We start from the raw sequence: 19818 nt of genomic DNA on the forward strand, positions 1-19818 counted from the left end.
AGCCTATCCCGTCCCGGTCTTTCCCTCGACCACACATCAAGCCCTAACCTGCGCATATGACGATTCAACTGACCGCGGTACCCGTCGCCGGGATCGATCGATCTGAGTGTCAATTCGAAGTCGGACGTGTCCGGCCGAACACAGGAGGTTTCCATGGCTAAGGGCTACTGGGTCAGTGTCTACCCCGCCATTTCCGACCCTGAGAGGCTGACTGCCTACAACAAGCTGGCCCGTCCGGCTGTCCACGCTGGGGGCGGGCGCGTCCTGTCCCGTGGCGGTCGAGTCGTCGCCCACGAGGCCGGAATCACGCAACGCGTCGTTCTGATCGAGTTCGACAGCTTTGAACAGGCCGTCGCGGCATACGAGAGCGAGGCATACCAGAAGGCGCTGGTGGCCCTCCCCGACGGCGTCGAGCGCGACTTCCGCATCATCGAAGGCATCGACTGACCGGCGGGCCCAGCCATCGCTGAGCATCCGTCACCTGATACGCACACGGTGCTGAACGACGACTCACGAGACGAGTTCGAAGCCATGCCCCCGTCTCAGTTCGTCGTCGACGTCCTCGACGGCCTGATCCCTGTCGGGCGGATCGAAGAAGCGACGCGAGGTCCGGGCCAGCTGGACTGTCTCGCTGACCTCGTCGACGAAACTCACTCTCGCCCGAAGCGAACCGCTTCTCACACGACAGATCGGTCCAGCGAACACAAGGCTTCGATGACCAGGGGCGCATCCTGCATCCATCTGCCGTGTGCCCCGTCGGGGCTACTCAGAGTACTGATATACAGTTTGAAGAACCGCAGTTCAAGACCTCTTTCGAGGGGTTTCGATCTGCGGTTTCGCTGTTGTTGAAGTAGCCCAGGGGCGCGCCTGGCTGCGCCAGGACGGCGCACTGCTCACCGACCCGCTCACCGGCATCCACGACCCGAACGGCATGGGCGCCATGTTCTTCGCCGTCCTGGCCGCCGCAGCCCAGATCGAACGCAACTACATCCGCGAGAAGACTCTCGAAGGCCAAGCCACCGCCGCGGCGAAAGGCAACCACGGCGGACGCCCCAAGGTCATCGACGAAGACATGCCGACGTTCGCGCAGGCGCTTAAGGACAAGGGCGTCCCCGTGCCCGAGATCGCCAAGAAGATCACGATCAAGACCGGCAAGAACGCCGGGCGACATCCCTCTGTCGCCTCGCTGTACCGCGCCTTCGCCGACGCCGAACCGGACAAGCACGGGTAACCGGCGGGAACGCCCGCCGTCAACGGCGTCCATGACGTCGGTCAATGCTCAACGCCAACCACTGTTCCATTGCTCCCCGAGGCCGTCGTCATGATCAATCACGACCCCTGAGTCGGGAATCACCAGCCGAAACGCTTAGCGCGACTTTCCGCGTCACTGGACCCCATGTGCCGACATGCCGGTGTGACGCCGTGCCGTCCGAGATTGCTGGAGCGGCTGCGTTCGGCGTCGAAACCTCTGCAGCGGCAATGCCGTTTGCAAACGCTCTATGCCGATGACCGAGCGGCTTTTGTTGCCCGAAGACCTATTCAGCTACGTGTAAACCATCGGTGCTCGATTGCCTGACGAGCCATCGTCCAGGCGGTTTCGAATTCCTCAGCCGTCATTTCGTCGAGGGCACTTCCCTCGACGTCCCAATCGTCGGCGCTGCTCTCCGCGAGGACACCGTATTTGCCTTCATATGCCTGAACTGCAGCAATGCCCCCGTGGTCTCGTGCATGCATTACCTCCGCGAGCGACGCGGCCGTGACCGGACCACCGTCAGCACCTCGAAGATCGACCTGCCGGTTCGGCCGGCCATCGTCATCGAGTTCGATCAGGAGCCAGATGTCCTCGTCCGCGTAGTAGTCGCGAATCCACCTCATCCGACCAGTATTACGGCTATCGGCCACTACCGAGGAAACGTACGGACATGCCGCATACCGCGCTGACCGAACCGGCCAGCGCGGGGCATCGGAAGATCAAGTGGCCGTGCCGATCCGAGGTCGGCGGAACGTCCGCAACTGCCGAATTGAGTGCCTTTCGATGGTTCGTCCCCTGGCCGTTCGGGTGAGGATTACCAAGACGGCGAGGATGCCGGTCGGGGTGAGTCGGCCCGGACGGCTCCATATCGAGCCCGGGCGGTGAAGTCGCTTTCGGCGCGGTGCACCACAACCCGACCGACGCAACCGGTGCCGGGTCCGGCCCCTCGGATTCGCCCGTACCTACCGGAAGGCATCCACCCCGGTCAGTTCAGCAGAAACAGCCCACAACCGGGCGGCTTGTTCGGGGTCGACGGCATACGGTTTGACCCCGGTACGCCGGTCTCCGGTTGCCAGTTCGGCTACATCGCAGTCTTCACAATAGAGCCCACCCAGGGCGTCGAGTTTGTCGTTCGTCGCGGCCCAGAGTTGTGTTGCCGCACCCTGCTCCGGAGTCTTGAAATCGATAAAAGCACCCGCCTTTGCCTGCGCGACCAACTCGTCGGTATCGAGATGCCGCGCGAGATTAGTGGCGATACTGCCAGGATGAACCGAAAAAGCGTGCACTCCTTGGCTTTCGGCGAGGCAGTCGAGGTGCACCGCGAACAGGCTGTTGGCGGTCTTGGCCTGGCCGTAGGCTTGCCACTTGTCGTATCCGTGCTCGAAATGCAGATCGTCCCAGTGGATTCCGGCGGCGAAGTGCCCCCGCGATGAAACCGATACGATCCGTCCTCCGGAGGCGATCGCTGGCCAGAGCCGGTTGACAAGCGCGTAGTGTCCGAGGTGGTTGATGGCGAACTGTGCCTCCCATCCCGGTCCGACACGGGTTTCCGGGCATGCCATGACACCGGCATTTCCGACGAGGATGTCGACGGCCCGCCCGGTGGCCAGGAATCGCTAGGTGAAGGCGGCGACACTGTCGAGATCGGCGAGGTCCATTTCGTCGACCTCCACCCTGTCGAGGTCTCGAACCGCGTCGGCGGCCTGCTCAGGCCGCCGCGCCGGCACCATCACCCGAACTCCGGCATCGGACAACGCCTTTGTTGTTTGCAGCCCGATGCCCGAATATCCGCCCGTGACGATGGCCGTGCGTCCCGTCAGATCGATACCCTCGAGCACCTCCGCCGCCGTACTCGTCGCGACGAACCCGGAGCCGATCACCCGCTGACCGGAGCCTGTACTGCTGGTCGATGTCATGCGTTCCCCTCCAAAAAGCGCGTTCCGCGCCACCCGACCGCGAATACTAGAACCCGTTCTACCATGCTTCTGGCCGCGTACAGTGCGGGCCCACTCGCGCGAGCATCGGTCGCCGCTCACGCCTACCTGACCCTCCAGGCGACCGGAAACAGATACGCCCAAATTGTCACCTCGCCCGGCGAAATGTTGCGAGGCAGATCCAACCGCTACCTGGACCCGCCATACCGAATGTCCGCGGAACAGGAAGCCCTCATGCGCGCCCGCGGCTGGTCGAAACCGCCGGACAACGGCACGGTGAATTGGGCAAAGGACCTCTACCCGCCTTCGTCCTCCGACGACTACACCAACCTGGACGCTGTCATCCATGTCCTGTCGGCAACCCTGTCCGTCCCCGCCCCCACCGATCTGCAAGTCCAAGCCTGGCGAGACGGCCTCTCCCAAGTCTTCCCGGTCGAAGTGCTGGGCCTGACCCGCGTCCCCCGGCCCTACCAATCGATCCGACTCGCTCGCATGCCACGAAGGAAGCAGCCCAAGCTACTCGGTATTGCGTGAAGGTTCTTGCGTCGCGCCCGGATCCGGCGCACGCCGTAGCCGCTACCGGTTGCGTCCAATAGCGTGGTGTAGCAGCAGCGATCGGTTGTTGAGTCTGTCGTAATCCCCGGACAGCAGGGTGGCCACCGCGTGATCCTTCAGAAGACCTACCAAGTCGCTCCGAAGGAAGAAGACCACGCGATGACCAGTCTCCAGCCTATCGACCCTGCCAAGCCCTTCGCCGAATAATTGGCGATGGCCGGCGCGGACCTGCTGCGCGCCATGGTGTCGAGTTTCGTGCAGACCCTGATGAGCGCCGAGGCCGACGCCGCCTGCGGCGCCGGCTACGGCGAACGCAGCGACGAGCGCGTCAACCACCGCAACGGCTACCGCCACCGCGACTTCGACGCCCGCGTCGGCACGATCGACGTGGCGATCCCGAAACTACGGTCCGGCAGCTATTTCCCGGATTGGCTGCTCGAACGCCGCAAACGCGCCGAACGGGCCCTGACCTCGGTGGTCGCCACCTGCTATCTGCTCGGCGTCTGGACGAGGCGGATGGAGAAACTCGTCGAATCCTTGGGCATCACAAGCCTTTCCAAGTCGTAGGTGTCGATGATGGCCCGCGATCTCGACGCTCAGGTCGAGGCGTTCCGCACCCGCCCACTCGACCAAGGCCCATATACGTTCGTCGCCGCGGACGCGCTGGTGCTGAAGGTCCGCGAGAACGGGCGTGTTGTGAACGTTCACTGCCTGATCGCCACCGGTGTCAACGCCGACGGCTACCGCGAAATCCTCGGCGTCCAAGTGACTTCCGGTGAAGACGGGGCCGGTTGGCTGGCGTTCTTCCGCGACCTGGTCGCGCGCGGCCTGTCCGGCGTCGTACTGGTCACCTCCGACGCCCATGCCGGGCTCGTCGCGGCGATCGGGGCGACGCTGCCGGGCGCGAGCTGGCAGCGTTGCCGCACCCACTACACCGTGAACCTGATGAGCGTCTGCCCGAAATCGTCCTGGCCGTGGGTGCGCACTCTGTTGCATTCGGTGTTCGATCAAGCAGACACTGAATCGGTTGCCGCCCAATATGATCGGATGCTCGGCGCCCTGGCAGAGAAGCTGCCGAAGGTCGCCGACCACCTCGACACAGCCCGCGCGGACCTGCTGGCGTTCACCGCGTTCCCGAAACAGATCTGGCGACAGATTTGGAGCAACAATCCGCAGGAACGGCTGAACAAAGAGATCCGCCGTCGCACCGACGTCGTCGGGATCTTCCCCGACCGCGGCTCGATCATCCGCCTGGTCGGCGCCGTGCTCGCCGGCCAGCACGACGAATGGATCGAAGACCGCCGCTACCTCGGCCTGGACGTTGTGGCCCGCTCCCGCGGGCTCACCTCCGCCGACGAACAGGACGACACCGCACCAGCAGAACTCACCGCCTGACCGAACACCGGATCATGCGGTGACCACCCGAGTTACACCACGCCCTGGGACTTGACCCCCGTCGGCCAGATCGCCGCCGAGTTCGGTGTCACCCGACCCACCGGGCTGTATCGCAGCGTCCGAGCCGAGGACGGCACCATCTGGCTGATTCCGGCTCCGGGCGAGGCTGAGGGATGCCTCGTGGATGTCGTCGCGGGTCGACTGGCCACCCTTTCACTCTGTTAGGAGTCCGAAAGCCGATGCGCGAGATCCGGCAGATCGGCGCGGTCTCCGATGGGGGTGGCGGCCTCGAGGTGGACGACCGTTCAACGACCGCTCTCCGCGTAGCGCTGCTGGAGCATGCGCTTGACCAGTTTGCCGGTGGGCGTGCGCGGTAAGTCGTCGACAAAGTCCAGCGTCCTGGGGACCTTGTAATGGGCGATGCGTTCGCGGACATGCGCGATGAGTTCGTCCGCGAGGGCGGGTGTGGCGTCGACACCCTCCTTGAGCTGGACGACGGCTTTGACCTGTTCACCCATCTCCGGATGCGGGATGCCGATCACCGCGACGTCGAAAACGGCCGGATGCAGGGTGAGGATGTTCTCGGTTTCCTGCGGGTAGATGTTGACGCCGCCGCTGATGATCATGAAGGATTTGCGGTCGGTCAGGTACAGGTAGCCGTCCTCAACGAAACCGATATCCCCGACGGTTGTCCAATTGTCGTGCTCGGGATGCTCGGCGGCGCGGGTCTTCTCCGGGTCCTTGTGATACTCGAACGGCCTGACCTCACGTTCGAAATAGACGGTGCCGACTTCGCCGTCGGGCAGCTCCGCGCCGTTGTCGTCGCAGATGTGCACCGGCCCGAACATGCTGCGGCCCACCGATCCCGGCCGCTCGAGCCATTCGGCCGACGTGATGAGAGTCAGGCCGTTGGCCTCGGTCGAGGAGTAGTACTCCACCAGGATCGGTCCCCACCAGTCGATCATCTGCCGCTTGACGTCGGGCGGACACGGGGCTGCCGCGTGGACCGCCAGCCGCAGACTGGAGGTGTCGTAGGAGTCTCGGAGGTCTCCGAGTTGGAGCAGCCGCACGAACATCGTCGGCACCATCTGGGTGACCGTGACCTTGTAGTCCTGGATCGCGCGCAAGGCGCCTTTGGCGTCGAACTTCTCCATGAGGACGACGGTGCCGCCGTGGGCATGGGTCGCCCCGCACCAGCGCAGCGGCGCGGCGTGGTAGATCGGCGCAGGCGATAGGTAGACATCGTCAGGGCCGAAGCCGAAGGCCGCTCCGGCCAGCATCGTCAGCGGGTCACCCGGCTCGTCGACCTGGATCGGAAGCAGCGGCGGTTTGACGCCCTTGGGACGCCCGGTCGTACCGGAGGAATACAGCATGTCGCTACCGCGTGGCTGGTCGCGCAACCGGTTCATGCCCGCACCGGCGAGAAGCTCCTCGTAGTCGGCGTACCCCTGGGCCGAGCCGCCGAAGACGAAACGGTGCTCGATCTGCGGGAGCCGGTCCAGAACGCGCTCCGCCAACAGGACGACACCAGCCGAGGCGATGAGAACCTTGGCATCGCTGTCGGTGGCGATGAAAGCCACCTCGTCGACGCTCAGATGATGATTGATCGCGGTGAGATAGATGCCCGATCGAAGCGCGGCCCAGTAGATCTCCAGACATTCGGGCGCGTTGTCGCTGAGCATTCCGACCACGTCACCCTGCCGCAGACCGAGTTCGTACAGCGCGTACGCGAGCTGCGCGCTCCGTGTCTCGAGCTCGGCATAGGTCAGCGTTCGACCCGTTTCGGCCGTGATTACGGCCGGCTTGGCCGGGTAGATGGCTGCGTGGACGCCTGGGTACATGCGGACTACTTCCTCCGGTGAGTTTCAGGACCGACGAGGCAAACCCGTCAATTGCGTTCGCGGTTGCGGTCGGACCCTCCGACGTCAGATGTAATATGACTTATATTATCTTCGGGTCCCGGCGCGGATTCCGCAAGGTCCGATCGGCCTGACACAACCAGGGTTACGACTGAAGGAGGTTCCATGACGGCGATCGTTTCCGGTGGGACAAATACCGGGGCACCAACCGGCGAGGTGCGAATCATGCGAGTCGCGGCACGTGCTCAGATCGCCGAGAGCGTAGTCGAGCTGGTTCTCGAATACGAAGCCGACCTGCCGGTGTGGACGCCAGGGGCGCACATCGATCTCGTGCTCGGCCCCCATGTGCGCCAATACTCGCTGTGCGGTTCGCCCGAGGATCGGCACAGCTTCACTGTGGCGATCCTGCGTGAGGCCGAGGGCCGCGGAGGATCCGTCCTGGCATGTGACAACCTGGCGGTCGGCGACGCGGTCGAGGTCCAGGGCCCGCGCAACCACTTCCCGCTAACCGATGCTTCGAGGTACGTATTCGTCGCAGGCGGCATCGGCATCACCCCGCTCGTGCCGATGGTGCGGCAGGCGGCCGCCGAGAACGCCGACTGGCGCCTGCTCTACGGGGGCCGCACGCTGCGGTCGATGGCCTATGCCCGGGACCTCGCCGACGAGTTTCCGGATCGGGTTCGCCTGTGGCCGCAGGACACATGCGGACTGCTCGACCTCCGTTCGGAATTCGCCACCGTAGATACCGGCACGCTGATCTATTGCTGCGGTCCGGAAGCCCTATTGGCTGCGATCGAGGTTGCTACGGCGCACTGGCCCGCCTGCAGTCTCAGGACGGAGCGGTTCGCACCCAAAAACCGAGTCGATGTGCAGGACAACGAGTTCCAGGTGGTCTTCGCACGCTCCGGGATCACCGAGACGGTGCCCGCGGGAACCAGCATCCTCGATGTAGCGACGAAGGCCGGCATCTTCGTGCCGCGGTCCTGCAGCGAGGGTGTCTGCGGTACATGCGAGACGCAGCTCCGCGACGGCGAGCCCGATCACCGCGACTCCGTGCTGTCAGAGGAAGACCACGCCGAAGGCGCCTTCCTGCCGTGCGTCTCCCGATCCAAATCAGCTCGTCTCGTCCTCGACCTCTGATCGGCCGCCCCGGCCGTACCCGACCCGAAAGACTCCGATGTCGACCCACACTCACCACAACCCGCACACACCCGCTCGCGATGTCACACCCGAAGCGGCGGTCGCACGACTACAGGCGACCTTCACTTCCGGGAAGACCCGGCCGCTGCGCTGGCGACTGGAACAGCTGACGGCTCTGGAGCGTCTCCTGACGTCCGGGGAGGCCCAGATCGCAGCAGCCCTCGCCTCGGATCTCGGCAGGCCCCCGACTGACACCTTTCTCGGGGATATCGCCCCCACTGCCGCCGAGGCGAGGTACGCGCGCAAGCGCCTGAGGTCATGGACGAAGCCGGCCCGCGTCCATCTTCCGCTTGCCCAGTTCCCCGGGCGAGCATGGTACGAGTACGAGCCCCTCGGCGTCACCTTCCTCATCGCGCCGTGGAACTACCCGATCTACCTGGCACTCGGACCTCTGGTCGCCGCCATCGCGGCGGGTAACTGCGCGGTGATCAAGCCCTCGGAACACGCACCGGAGACGGCGCGAGTGCTGGTGGAACTGGTGGCAGAGCACCTGGATCCCGACGCGTTCGCGGTGCTCGAAGGCGGGCCGGACGTCACGCGGGACGTCCTGGCACAGGGAGTGGACCTCGCTTTCTTCACCGGGGGACCCGAGGTCGGAAAAGCCGTGATGGCCGCCGCGGCTCCCTATCTCACGCCGGTCGTTCTCGAACTCGGAGGCAAATGCCCGGTCGTGGTGGCCGAGGATGCGAATCTGCAAGTCGCCGCGCGCCGTATCGCGTGGACGAAGCTCATGAACTCGGGTCAGACCTGCGTCGCGCCGGACTACCTCTTGGTCGCGGACTCGGTGCTCGCCGATTTCGAGCGCGAGCTGGCGACGGCGGTGAGGGACATGAGCCCGAACGGCGACGGCGGCAAGCAACTGCCGATCGTGAATTCGCGCCACGCCGCCCGATTGCAGGGTCTGCTCGACGGTCACGGCGGCCGCATTCTCCAGGGCGGCCGTATCGATGCCGAACATGCCCGAGCGGACCTGACGATCATCGAGTCGCCCGACCTGGGATCGGCTTTGATGACCGAAGAGATCTTCGGTCCGCTGCTTCCGATCGTCCCGATCTCGTCGTTCGACGCCGCGCTGGCATATATTCGTCGCGGCCCGAAGCCGCTGGCGGCCTACGTATTCACCGAGTCCGGTGCGCTGCGCCGCCGTTTTCGCACCGCCGTCTCGGCGGGCGCGGTGGTCGCCAACCACATCGCGATGCACGTGTTAACACCCGCGCTGCCCTTTGGTGGCGTGGGCAACTCTGGTATGGGGGCTTACCACGGCAAATGGGGTTTCGAGACCTTCAGCCACCGGAAAGCGAATCTCGATCGGCCGACCACTATCGACCCGCGAATCGTCTATCCGCCTTACGGCAGGCTGGCGGAGCGCTTGCTCCGACGGATCTTCTGATCGGTCTCAGGCGCCGGATCCCGCGCGAGCGATTCCAGTCGCGCCATGACGACGCGCTCCAACTCGTCGAAGACAACGTTGAAGTCCTTGGTCGTGACAGGCGATCGCCACTGCTGCAGTCCTACCAGCAAGGTGATCGCCATGATAGCCAGGCGGTGGGCCTCGGCGCGGGTGCGGACGGCCGGCCGCAGCAGCTCGGTCACCGCTTTCAGACGCCGTTCGTCCACGCGCTTCTGCGCGTCAGCGACGACGGGGTTGGTGTGGGCCCAGGACCGGATTGCCGCCTCGGCCGCATGGGGAAGTGTCGCCGAGAGCTTCTTCATGGTGCGGATTCGAGCGACCGGATCCTCCGGCACGTTCGACAACGCGACGATCCGGTCGGTCTGAGACTGTTCCCAATAGGCGAGGAACTCGGTGACGAACCCGTCGAAAGAACCGAAATAGCCGTAGAACGAGCCTGTGGTGACCTGGAGGGCGCGGCACATCTCGTTGATCTTCAACCGTCCCGCTCCGTCGGTGCCGAGAATCCGCAGGGCGGTATCGAAGTAGTCCTCGCGGGTGACGAGCTGGCGCATATGCCCTTTCCCTTGAACGGCCGGTCGAGAAAATCCGAGTGAAGTGTAGGCGCCGTTATGTTCGATGTGAGGCACCGGCCGGGCCCGGAGGACGCACGGGACTATCCATAGCCAATGTAATGTAACTTATAGTTCATTTGTTGCAGTAGCACGATGTGGAGGAATCTCATGCCCACCAGCCATAGTCTGCGCAGCAAGCGCGTCGTCATCACCGGAGCGGGGCGAGGCATCGGCCTAGCCACCGCGCACGTGTTCCTCACCCGAGGCGCGCGGGTCGTGATCGGCGACATCGATCTGGACGCGGCCGAAGCGAGTGCCGAGCGCCTCGGGGCCGGCACGATCGCGCTGCCTCTGGATGTCACCGATGTCGCCTCGTTCGACACCTTCGTCGGAAAGGCGGAAAGTAGCCTCGGCGGCATCGACGTCCTCGTCAACAATGCCGGGGTAATGCCCATCGGGCCGTTCCTGGAGTTGTCGGCTCAGACCGAAGCGCGGTCGTTGCAGATCAATGTCCTCGGCGTGCTCACCGGTATGCGGCTGGCGCTGCGGCGGTTCGTCGCGCAGGGACACGGTCATCTGGTCAACGTTGCCTCCACCGCCGGCTTGGCCCCGATCCCGGGCGGGGTCACCTACTGTGCGGAGAAGGCTGCGATCATCCACGCGACCGAAGCGGCCCGGGTCGAGTTCGGTTCCGACCGGATCCGTTTCAGCTGCGTCATGCCGGCTTTCACCAACACTGAGCTGGTGTCGGGAACGGCGGGCCTGAAGCTGATTCGCAACGTCGAGCCGTCCGAGGTCGCCGAGGCGATTGCGGAAGCGGTCGAGACAGGGCGCAAGGACGTGTTCGTGCCCCGTGTCCTCGGCCCGCTGCTGAAAACGCAGCCGCTCCTCGGTCGCCACATCCGCGACGTGTTCAACCGGCGGACAGGCGCCTACGACACCTTCCTGACGATCGATCACTCAGCGCGCGCCGCCTACGACGCCCGGGTCGAGAACTCCTGATGCGCGTCGGACTGATCATCGATTACTCGGGCGGGTTCGAGGAAGCCGCTGAATTACTGCCGGCCTACGAGCAGGCAGGTCTCGGTCTCGTCAGTGTCGCTGAAGCCTATTCGTTCGACGCCGTAAGCATGGTTGGCTACCTGGCGGCACGCAGCAGCACGATTGAACTGTGCACTTCTATCCTGCAACTGTTCTCCCGGACTCCGACGCTGACAGCGATGACCGCCGCGGGCCTCGATAAGGTCTCGAAGGGCCGATTCACACTCGGGATCGGCGCCTCAGGTCCGCAGGTCGTGGAGGGCTTTCACGGCGTGCCCTATGACGCGCCGCTGGGACGCACACGCGAGATCGTCGAAATCTGCCGTCGCGTCTGGGCCCGCGAGGTGGTTCGGTTCGAAGGACGCCACTACCGGATTCCGCTACCCCCCGGTGCGGGAGGAACCGGTCTGGGGAAGCCGTTGAAGCTGATCAACCATCCGGTGCGGGCGCGCATCCCGGTGTCGGTGGCCGCCTTGGGACCGAAGAACGTAGCCTTGGCCGCAGAGATCGCGGAGTCCTGGCAACCGTTGTTCTTTCACCCGGGTTACAGTGACAAGGTGTGGGGCGATGCACTACGGGCCGGCTTCGCAGAGCGCGACCCAGCCCTGGGCCCCTTGGATGTGATGCTCCAGGTCCCGTTCTTCGTGGGCAATGCCACCACCGGCGTGCTGGGCGCGGTGCGGGCGCAGCTCGCACTCTACATAGGTGGCATGGGCGCACCGGAAAAGAACTTCTACAACCAGCTCACCCGGCGCTATGGCTTCGATGCGGCGGCCCAGAAAATTTCGAGCCTGTACCTGGCGGGCAGGAAGTCCGAGGCGGCTGCCGCAGTTCCGGAAGAGCTGGTGCGTGCGGTGTCACTGATCGGCACGCCGGGCGAGATCGCCACACAGGTCGCCAAGTTCTCCGCCGCGGGCGTGACTACACTGCTGGTGAATCCGCTGGCGGGCTCGCCCGAAGCGAAGGTCGACCAGGTGCGCCAACTGTGTGAGATGACGGGCTGAGCCGCTTCGATGCGGCCGTCTCCGTAGCGAACGACAACGGCGGGCCGGGACAATCATCGTCCCGGCCCGCCGTTGCCCCGTCAGTGTGCGGTCGTGTCAGTGCGCGATGGGGCATCCGGTGCTCGCGCGCATGCCTTTCACCGCCCCTGCGAAGTTACCGACCAACAGTTCCGGCTCGCCGAGTTCGAGGTTCGGGATCCGGTGGAACAGCTGATCGAACATGTGCCTCAGCATCTTGCGGGCCAGGAAGCTGCCGAGGCAGAAGTGCGGGCCTCCGCCGCCGAACCCTACGTGGCCGTTGGGGTTTCGGCTGATGTCGAATTGCCACGGGTTGTCGAAGACCGTCTCGTCCCGGTTCCCGGATGAATAGAACATCACGACCCAGTCGCCCTTGCGGATCTGCTGCCCGCCCAGCACCGTGTCGCGGGTCGCCGTGCGCCGGAAGGTCATCACAGGGGTGACCCAGCGAACGACTTCCTCCACGGCGGCGTCGATGCGTCCTTCGAAGTCCTCCATGAGGTAGGCAAGCTGGTCGCGATTCTCGAGGAAGACCTTGGTCCCGAGGCTGATGGTCGACCGCGTGGTGTCGTTGCCGGCGAAGGACATCAGCACGAACATCGACGCCAGTTCGTCCTCGGTGAGGGGTCGGCCATCCACCTCCGCCTGGACCAGGTTGGTCCAGACGTCGTCCCGTGGACACTGCTTGGTCATCTCCGCGAACTGCAGGCCAAGCGTCAGGTTCCCGACCAGCGCTTCGCTCATGACTTCGCCGGGCTCGCGGCCCTGGGTGATATCCGGGTCGTTCCAGCCGGCCAGCACGTCGGCATGGTGTGCGGCCTCGTCCCGGTACTCCGGCGGCAATCCCGCGATGTCGTAGAAGGTGTTCATCGGCATCTGCTTGGACACATGCTCGACGAAGTCGCCCTCCCTCACCACCAGGAAGTCGTCGACGATCGTGATTGCCCGATCCCGGATACGATCCTCGATCTTGGTGACCTGGCGAGGAGTGAACGCCGAGCTCATCAGCTTCCGCAGCCGCTGATGACGCTCGCCGTCCATCGCCAGGAACGACGACGCCGCCTCGAGCACGTCGCTGGGAATGTCCTCGAGTTGGACGCCCTCACCCGAGCAATAGGTCTCGGCATCCATCGAGACCTGCCGGATCAAGTCGTGGGTGACCACCGCCCAGTAACCGGGAATTTCCGGTACCGCGATGACACTGTCCACCGGCGGCTGCCAGCTCACCGGACTACGACGCCGAAGATCGGCGAAGGACTTGTCCCGCTCTTGTGGCGATAGCGCCCAGAACGCGCGACTGGACACGTTCACCGGATCGAACTCGCGCTCTCCGTTCACATTCGGTTCCATCGAACTTACGCTCCTTGCTCTTGGTTGATGTTCCACTCGATCCAGCCGACGCCCTCGATGCCGTCGCAGGTCCGGACCTTTGCCATGGCTCGTGGGAAGTACGCCACCCGGCCGTCGGGAGCGAGCATCCGCAACGCCCCCCACGCGATGGGTTCGATAGCGAGGGACTGCGGACCGGGTGCGGCCGCCATGGTCGCCTCGGTGATGAGCCCGTTGTCTGCGATGTCCTGTTCGGTGGTGCCCCCGGTGAGCTCGGTGACTTGCCCGTTCTTCTGGACGTAACCGACCGCGAACCCGGGCAGTTGCGGGATCGTCACCGCGTGGGTGTGGGTGCCGTCCTGCAGGTGGAAGGCGTTCCACATCCAGTCGTTGGCCCACCAGTCGCGGGAACCCCAGGAGTGGTCGCGCTGGCCCACCGCGTCGAGCCGGAAGGTCTCGTCGCCGACTCGGACACTGCCGGTGACGCGGCAAGGGATCTCGTAGCGCGTGGAGGCGCGCCAGGCGTAGGGCACCCCTTCGGTGGTCCAGGTGAGGTCGAACTCGACATCGATCGGGTCGCCGGCCTCGCCGCGCAGCGGCGCAGAGTGGTCGTCGAACGATTCGCCGCGGCCGCGGACAACGACACGATAGGACCGCAGCGGCTCGTCGCAGCCGAGTTCGACGCGGTATCCCGGCCCCTCGACGATCTGCCGTTCCCCGTCGCCGGCCGGCATTGGCGCGTGCGCGTCCACGAGCATGACAGCCGGGCGGCCGGCTCGGACGACGGACACGGTGACCAGCGATTCGTCCTGATTGGGGAGTCGGCCGAGACGGGCGTAGACACCGGTGTCGGCATTGTCGGTGACGGCGTCGAAGTACCAGCTCTCGTTCCACAGCGGTTCGCTGCCGGTGCTGTGCGGACGCTCGTCGGCGGCATCCGGCTGCAGCGGCGCCGGGGCGCTGCCCTGATCGGGCAGCAGTTCCAGCGCGCCGAGATCGGAGATCTGGCGGCAGACCCGCTCGAGCAGTGCCATGAACATGTCGTCACCGCGGTCGGTGCGGACCACGACCATGGCCGGAACGATGATCATCGCCAGCGCCCAGAAGGTTTGGCGCCGGTACTCTTCCCAGCATTGTTCCCAGGTGAAATTGGTGACGCCCTGGGCCATCAGCTCGTCGTAGTAGGTGCGCACTATGTCGTGTTCGTGCTCCTTGCGCACGTCCGGCTCCAGCGCGCCGCCGAGGAAGTAGGCAGCATCGAGCATCACCGGTCCCCAGGTCATGGTCTGCCAATCCACGACCGTGCATCGGTCGCCGGCGAAAAGCAGGTTGTCGAGCCGGAAATCGCCGTGGACGAGCCCGAGCGGGGGGCGCCGGTCGGCCGTATGCGCGTCGGCGACCGCGACGTACGCGCCACAGATCGCGGCCTGCTCGGCACTGATCCGATCGGCGTACCGGTCGAGGAAGCCCGGCAGCAGCGCCGCCATCAACGTCTGGTTGATGGGCGTCTCGAGATTGAGGTAGTCGGCCGTTCCGACCGCGACGTCGTTGAAAACGGGCGCGTGCAGACGAGCGAGTTCCCGCACCGCGGTATGTGCCGTTGCCGGGGCGCATCCGGCGATCTGGTCACCTGCTGCCGCGTCCGCGATGTCCTCCAAGACCAGGGTGAACCATCCTTCGGCCTGGTCGTAGACCGCCAGGTGACATCTGGGAAGAGAGCCACCGAGACGTCCACCGAGCTCCCGGTAGAAAGCGATCTCACGGAAATAGGCACCCATACCGACACCGGTCGCCCTGCTGCCGTCGTCGTCGGAGGCGACCTTGACGACCACGGAACCACCGCCGGCATCGTGGGTGAACTCGACGCGGTAGTTCTGGCTCATCTGGCCGGTGCCGATCCGCTCGACTCCGGTGATGTCCGCGGAGTCCAGAGCGAGGACCCCCGCCAGCCAGTCGCCGGTGATTCCCTCCGGCGTCTTGATCAGCAACCCGGTGTCGGTCACAGGCAGTTGGGGCATGTATGTGTTCCTTGACTACTAGTTCATGTGTGCACTTCCGCCGAGTGCGTGTCGGAATTCCGAGTCGCCCGTCGAGGGTTCGATCGGCACCTCGCCGCGTACATGTTCCGGCCCCGCGTGGGGACCTGGTCACGTTGTGCCGGTCGGGGACTGCGGGGCCGAACATTCGACTGTCATCGACCGGGTTCGGCTGTGGCGGACAGAGCGGGGTCACCCGCCCGGGATGCTGATCCGCGAATCAGTCGTCGGCGATCGATAGCGATCCGGTCGGGCACGACCGGACACAGCGCTCGATCTGCTCGCGCCGCGACTCGTCGAATTCGGCCGCGAGAATAATCAGCTCCCCCTGATGACCGACCTCAAATCGAGCGGGGTCCGCAGCCTCGCAGGCGCCCATACCCATGCAGGTCGCTCGATTAACCACGATCTTCAACGCTGTTCTCCCTCAGACGAGAAGGTCATTGCGTCCGGCCTCCTTCAGCGAGGCGATATAGACGGGGAACATGCGCTTGCTCAACGGGGCGAGCTTGAGCAGGCTCGCGATATTGCCCTCGACCACGATCGAACGCCGCGCCATCGCGAGAGGCAAGTTGACTTTGCCCTGCCAGAAGGCGCTGCCAGTGTCGGCAGTCATGCGCATCGTCGCATGCGGCGCCGGTTGCCCCTCGCCGCCGCCGACGGTCTGACCGACCATATCCACCACAAGATCGGCATCAGGTTCGGTGAACGCGAAACGAAGTACCAACCCGGTATTGCGCAGCTTCGGACCGATCTCAGGATCGGCGAACGCAGCGGAGAACACCCCACCGATGAAACGCTCGACTTCCGCACTGTTCTGAAAGGCCATCCGGCCTCAACCTCCTCGTTCGTTGAGACGTACTATAAGTTACCTTACATTAGGCGGGCGGCGGGATCGACAAGATTGCGGACTCCTCGTAATCACCAGCTCCCATTCCGCGACCGATGGCGTCGCAGCGGCTCCCTGACCGGTGGCCGAGCCTGCCCGACCACGCAGACGCCCCCCGCGGCTCGCCACGCCGCTGCGTGGATCAGTCGATGCCGTAGCGTGCGGTGATGGCGTCGACACGGTCGAGCAAATCGTCGAGCTCGTCGAAGACCTCCTTGCTACGCCAGCGGGCGGCGATCCCGCGTTCGAACCAGCTGTCGTCCAGCTCGGGGCCGGTCCCGGGCGCGGGGGGCGCGAACAGGTGGCCGGTGGCGATATCGCAGGTCGTCCCAGTGTTCGGCGGATCAACTCCATGTTCACCCTGCGCGTCATCCCATGTACGAGCTGACGCTGTACGCGATCGAGCCGAGCGGGATCCTGCGCCGCTATCAACTCCGAGACAACGACCGCACTCGTCGAACCTCCCAAGGTGACACCCGTCGGCGATGTCGTGGGGACCGGCTGGCAGAACTTCACCGAAGTGTTCGGCGCGCAGGACGTCGTCGTCTACGCCTTCTCCACCGACGGCGCCGTCGACTGGTACCGCGAAGACAACGTCGCCGAGAGACCCGCAGGATGGACGGGTCCTCAGCGAGTGAAGCCGCCGGACGCGTTGATCCATCCCGGCGAGGACCGTCGCCACGTCAACGGCGGAAACGGAACGTTCTACACGGTCGACACCTACAACAACCCCTGCCTCCCTTCGTGTACCAGTCGCAGTCGCTTTCATTCGCGTCCCACCTGGACGTCGGGGACGGCAACGGGACGTTCGGCAACACCACGAGCGTCGTCAAGAAATGGCCGGACTACCCGACCGTGTTCGGCGGTGGCTCCGGCGTGTTCTACCGCATCGATAGTGCGGGAGACCTGTACTGGCACCGACACTTGTCCTGGTCTGTGACAAACTGCTCAAGATGAGCGACACGCTCTCCGAGTTCACGGATCGCTTGCTCTTCTTTGCTCTCTTTCCCGAAGTTCAGGATCCCGTCGACGATGTTGTACGCCGTAGAGACGTAGTCGCCGTAAGGGAGGGCTTCAGCGATCGTCAGGTAGACATCGTCACCTTCAGGCATGGCCACACTCCTTCGATACGCCGGTCGGCCGAATAGGGAGTGAACAAGCTGTCTGATTGCGCGTCAGATTGGGGTTCCCAACACACTCACATGAATGGGTTGCGCTAGTACAGCCACATGACCCACCTCGGGATCTCGGGCTGAGCCGCTATCACATGCTCGGCGAATCCGAATCGCGCCGTAGAGCTTTCGGGATTCTCTCGCGAACCTCTCCGTTACACGCTCGACTGTGCGGCGTCGTCGAGGCCGGAGCCCACTCCTTCGACGCCTCCCGATCAAGCATAGCAAGTAACTATAAGCAACGGAGTCTGGCGAGGGCTTGGGTCGCGGGCGTCGGCCCACGAATCATGGTTCCCTGCAGGGTGTCCCGCGTCCTTCGCTGCCGCGATCGCCGTACCGGACATCGGCCGCGACGCTGCACCACGCAGGCCGGAGGTCGAATCGGATTCCAGGGGAACGGTTTTCATCTTCATTTCCCCGACCGGTGATCACGTCGGAGCGACGCAGAACGGCTCGCACGAGGCGGGCGAGGTCGGCACCGGCGTCTGCGGATCGTCGAAGTGCGCGTTACACACCAACAGCATGATCGCGATGGCGAATCCGAGCACCGCGGCGGAGGCGGCCGCCACGATTCCCCAGTTGAGTCTCGGGAAGGTGATGACCTTGGTACCGTCCTCCAGGGAGAGGAAGATAACCGCCGCATTCGCCGGCGATCGGGACAATTGGGACAAAACGGTGTTACGCCACCAGTTTCCAGTCATGGCAGAACTCGGCTCTTTGCTGAATTCCTTTGCGATTCTGCTGTGAGTACAGCAATCTCCAGGCTACGCCCGAAATATCGCTATAGCAATCTGCTATGACCTGCCTCGATTCGGCTTCTGAGTAGTTCTGCGGTGGCGCGCACACTGCCGCCCGGTAAAGATGAAAACCATTGCCGGACGGTCCATGTGGGAGAACGATGAATACCGAAGCGCGACGCCCCAAAGGGCTGGGCAAGCGAGCCTGGGTGGCAACGCACCTCGTCCGACGCATTCTCCGCACGCTGGCATGGTCGAACTTCGTCCACGTCACCGTGATCGGCCGCGACCGGATCCCGAAGACCGGCCCCGTCATCATCGCGAGCAACCACATCTCCATGCTCGACGCGGTTTTCCTGTGGGGCGCGCTCCGCCGCCGTGCCATCGCCATTGCCATGGCCGAACTGTGGTCGTGGCCAGTTGTCGGCCGGCTTGTCCGTCGGCTGGGCCAGATTCCGGTGATTCGCCGCGATCCCGACTCCGGGCGCAATGCCATAGCACAGGCCGAGCAAATCCTCCATCACGGCGGGGTTCTCATCATCTATCCGGAAGGCCGCCTGGTCCCGCCCGGTGACCACGAGCCCTACAAACCCGGCGTGGCCAATCTCGCGCTGGCGACCGGCGTGCCCATCATTCCGGTGGGCACCACCGGCACCGACAAAGTCCTCCCCATGCGCCGCGCTGCCGAAGGCCGTATGTTCAATCGCCGCCACCCGGTGACGATCCACTTCGGTGCCCCGATCGACCTCGCCGATTTCGATGATTTCGAGAAACTCCTGGACCACCTCCGCCGGCAAATCGAAGCCCTGCAAACGCATTGACCGACGGCTTCGGCTGTGGCGAGGGTCCGGTCGGCATGTGGGACCCGGCCTCGCGACGCGCCGAACTCCATATCGAAGTCCAAGCCGAGGTAGCGGCCCCCCGTCCCCACGCCGGATGATCCGATCGATTCCTGAATCCGGCTGTGCGGGAAGGGCTAGGGGAGGATTGCGTCGGCCTCTATTTCGACCAGTAGCGACGGGTCGATGAGCTGGGAGATTTCGACCATCGTGGCGGCGGGCCGGATGTCGGCGAAAACCTCGCCGTGCGCCTTGCCTACTTCTTCCCAGCGCGAGATGTCGGTGACGAAGATTCTGGTGCGGATGACGTTTTCGAGGCAGGCGCCGACTTCTTCCAGAGCGGCGGCTATGCGACGAAGGGCTTCACGGGTTTGTTCGGCGATATCGTCGCCACCGACGGGAGGGCCGTCAGGGGTCGCGGCGGTGGTGCCCGCCACCGCGATCCATTGGCCGGCGCGAACCGCGCGCGAATAGCCGACGATCGGCTCCCACTGGGCACCTGAGGAAACAAGCTGACGACCGGTCATCGTCCTATTCTGCACAAGGCTGGACGGTAGGCAGCGTGCAGGCGCGGCTGCCTCAGCGGTCGGGCA

General features: G+C 64.6%; 20 protein-coding genes and 2 pseudogenes. 9 read left to right on the top strand and 13 right to left on the bottom strand.

The genetic code is table 11. The annotated features are described in order from the left end of the window. Nucleotides 1-153: 153 nt before the first annotated feature. A complete protein-coding gene (locus ON33_RS35445) occupies nucleotides 154-447 on the top strand; it encodes a DUF1330 domain-containing protein (RefSeq protein ID WP_040863692.1) in 294 nt (97 codons plus the stop codon). Nucleotides 448-510: 63 nt separating this feature from the next. On the opposite strand, the gene ON33_RS42110 is transcribed toward ON33_RS35445, so the two are convergent. Next, nucleotides 511-654 (bottom strand): hypothetical protein, encoded by a 144-nt coding sequence (locus ON33_RS42110; protein ID WP_157184912.1) that lies wholly within the window; start codon nucleotides 652-654, stop codon nucleotides 511-513. A gap of 217 nt (nucleotides 655-871) precedes the next feature. Here ON33_RS42110 and ON33_RS35450 point away from each other — a divergent pair, with 217 nt between their 5' ends. Further along, entirely contained in the window at nucleotides 872-1231 is a 360-nt protein-coding gene (locus tag ON33_RS35450; protein ID WP_505792646.1) for a recombinase family protein, read from the top strand. A 308-nt stretch (nucleotides 1232-1539) separates the two neighbouring features. Here the strand turns inward: ON33_RS35450 and ON33_RS35455 are convergent, their stop codons facing one another. Further along, complete coding sequence (locus tag ON33_RS35455; protein WP_040863552.1) at nucleotides 1540-1875, bottom strand: hypothetical protein; 336 nt, start codon at nucleotides 1873-1875, stop codon at nucleotides 1540-1542. Nucleotides 1876-2214: 339 nt separating this feature from the next. Next, nucleotides 2215-3168 (bottom strand): annotated as a pseudogene (locus ON33_RS35460) (SDR family NAD(P)-dependent oxidoreductase). A 63-nt stretch (nucleotides 3169-3231) separates the two neighbouring features. Here ON33_RS35460 and ON33_RS35465 point away from each other — a divergent pair. Then, nucleotides 3232-3720, top strand: a complete 489-nt coding sequence (locus ON33_RS35465) for a TY-Chap domain-containing protein (RefSeq protein ID WP_040863553.1) — start codon at nucleotides 3232-3234, stop codon at nucleotides 3718-3720. A 234-nt stretch (nucleotides 3721-3954) separates the two neighbouring features. Then, nucleotides 3955-5136, top strand: a pseudogene (locus ON33_RS35470) (IS256 family transposase). Nucleotides 5137-5441: 305 nt separating this feature from the next. Here the strand turns inward: ON33_RS35470 and ON33_RS35475 are convergent. Further along, nucleotides 5442-6977 carry an acyl-CoA synthetase gene (locus ON33_RS35475; RefSeq protein ID WP_051153375.1) on the bottom strand — a complete coding sequence of 512 codons (1536 nt, stop codon included), beginning with the start codon at nucleotides 6975-6977 and terminating at the stop codon, nucleotides 5442-5444. 183 nt (nucleotides 6978-7160) lie between these two features. On the opposite strand from ON33_RS35475, the gene ON33_RS35480 reads away from it, so the two are divergent. Both ON33_RS35480 and ON33_RS35485 read left to right on the top strand, forming a co-directional pair. After that, entirely contained in the window at nucleotides 7161-8135 is a 975-nt protein-coding gene (locus ON33_RS35480) for a PDR/VanB family oxidoreductase (protein ID WP_040863554.1), read from the top strand. A 37-nt stretch (nucleotides 8136-8172) separates the two neighbouring features. Beyond that, nucleotides 8173-9585, top strand: a complete 1413-nt coding sequence (locus ON33_RS35485; protein WP_040863555.1) for an aldehyde dehydrogenase family protein — start codon at nucleotides 8173-8175, stop codon at nucleotides 9583-9585. Here the strand turns inward: ON33_RS35485 and ON33_RS35490 are convergent. After that, nucleotides 9543-10160: a TetR/AcrR family transcriptional regulator gene (locus tag ON33_RS35490; protein ID WP_063711158.1), complete on the bottom strand. Its 618-nt coding sequence runs from the start codon at nucleotides 10158-10160 to the stop codon at nucleotides 9543-9545. The two genes, ON33_RS35485 and ON33_RS35490, sit on opposite strands and share 43 nt — an antisense overlap. 168 nt (nucleotides 10161-10328) lie before the next feature. On the opposite strand from ON33_RS35490, the gene ON33_RS35495 reads away from it, so the two are divergent. Together ON33_RS35495 and ON33_RS35500 are read left to right on the top strand one after the other, a co-directional pair. After that, nucleotides 10329-11162 carry an SDR family oxidoreductase gene (locus tag ON33_RS35495; RefSeq protein ID WP_040863556.1) on the top strand — a complete coding sequence of 278 codons (834 nt, stop codon included), beginning with the start codon at nucleotides 10329-10331 and terminating at the stop codon, nucleotides 11160-11162. Continuing rightward, complete coding sequence (locus tag ON33_RS35500; RefSeq protein ID WP_040863557.1) at nucleotides 11162-12205, top strand: LLM class F420-dependent oxidoreductase; 1044 nt, start codon at nucleotides 11162-11164, stop codon at nucleotides 12203-12205. Before ON33_RS35495 ends, ON33_RS35500 begins: the two co-directional genes overlap by 1 nt. Nucleotides 12206-12301: 96 nt before the next feature. On the opposite strand, the gene ON33_RS35505 is transcribed toward ON33_RS35500, so the two are convergent. From ON33_RS35505 to ON33_RS35535, 7 genes are all read right to left on the bottom strand, one after another. After that, entirely contained in the window at nucleotides 12302-13573 is a 1272-nt protein-coding gene (locus ON33_RS35505; protein WP_040863558.1) for a cytochrome P450, read from the bottom strand. Between the two features lie 5 nt (nucleotides 13574-13578). After that, the gene (locus ON33_RS35510; protein WP_040863559.1) at nucleotides 13579-15570 is read right to left on the bottom strand and encodes a DUF7064 domain-containing protein; all 1992 of its coding nucleotides are present in this window, start codon (nucleotides 15568-15570) and stop codon (nucleotides 13579-13581) included. A 238-nt stretch (nucleotides 15571-15808) separates the two neighbouring features. Next, nucleotides 15809-15994: a ferredoxin gene (locus ON33_RS39190; protein ID WP_245551162.1), complete on the bottom strand. Its 186-nt coding sequence runs from the start codon at nucleotides 15992-15994 to the stop codon at nucleotides 15809-15811. A 21-nt stretch (nucleotides 15995-16015) separates the two neighbouring features. Then, nucleotides 16016-16417 carry an SCP2 sterol-binding domain-containing protein gene (locus ON33_RS35520; RefSeq protein ID WP_040863561.1) on the bottom strand — a complete coding sequence of 134 codons (402 nt, stop codon included), beginning with the start codon at nucleotides 16415-16417 and terminating at the stop codon, nucleotides 16016-16018. Between the two features lie 202 nt (nucleotides 16418-16619). Next, complete coding sequence (locus ON33_RS35525) at nucleotides 16620-17246, bottom strand: hypothetical protein (protein WP_157184914.1); 627 nt, start codon at nucleotides 17244-17246, stop codon at nucleotides 16620-16622. A 112-nt stretch (nucleotides 17247-17358) separates the two neighbouring features. Further along, entirely contained in the window at nucleotides 17359-17589 is a 231-nt protein-coding gene (locus tag ON33_RS35530; RefSeq protein ID WP_040863563.1) for a hypothetical protein, read from the bottom strand. A 488-nt stretch (nucleotides 17590-18077) separates the two neighbouring features. Then, nucleotides 18078-18311, bottom strand: coding sequence for a hypothetical protein (locus ON33_RS35535; protein WP_040863564.1), 234 nt, complete (start codon nucleotides 18309-18311; stop codon nucleotides 18078-18080). A 209-nt stretch (nucleotides 18312-18520) separates the two neighbouring features. Between ON33_RS35535 and ON33_RS35540 the strand changes: the two genes are divergently transcribed. After that, nucleotides 18521-19207, top strand: coding sequence for a lysophospholipid acyltransferase family protein (locus ON33_RS35540; protein ID WP_245551129.1), 687 nt, complete (start codon nucleotides 18521-18523; stop codon nucleotides 19205-19207). A gap of 155 nt (nucleotides 19208-19362) precedes the next feature. Here ON33_RS35540 and ON33_RS35545 read toward each other — a convergent pair whose 3' ends face one another. After that, nucleotides 19363-19752: a RidA family protein gene (locus ON33_RS35545; protein WP_040863566.1), complete on the bottom strand. Its 390-nt coding sequence runs from the start codon at nucleotides 19750-19752 to the stop codon at nucleotides 19363-19365. Nucleotides 19753-19818: the final 66 nt, after the last annotated feature.

This window comes from Nocardia niigatensis NBRC 100131 (assembly GCF_000308655.1).
Taxonomy (GTDB): domain Bacteria; phylum Actinomycetota; class Actinomycetes; order Mycobacteriales; family Mycobacteriaceae; genus Nocardia; species Nocardia niigatensis.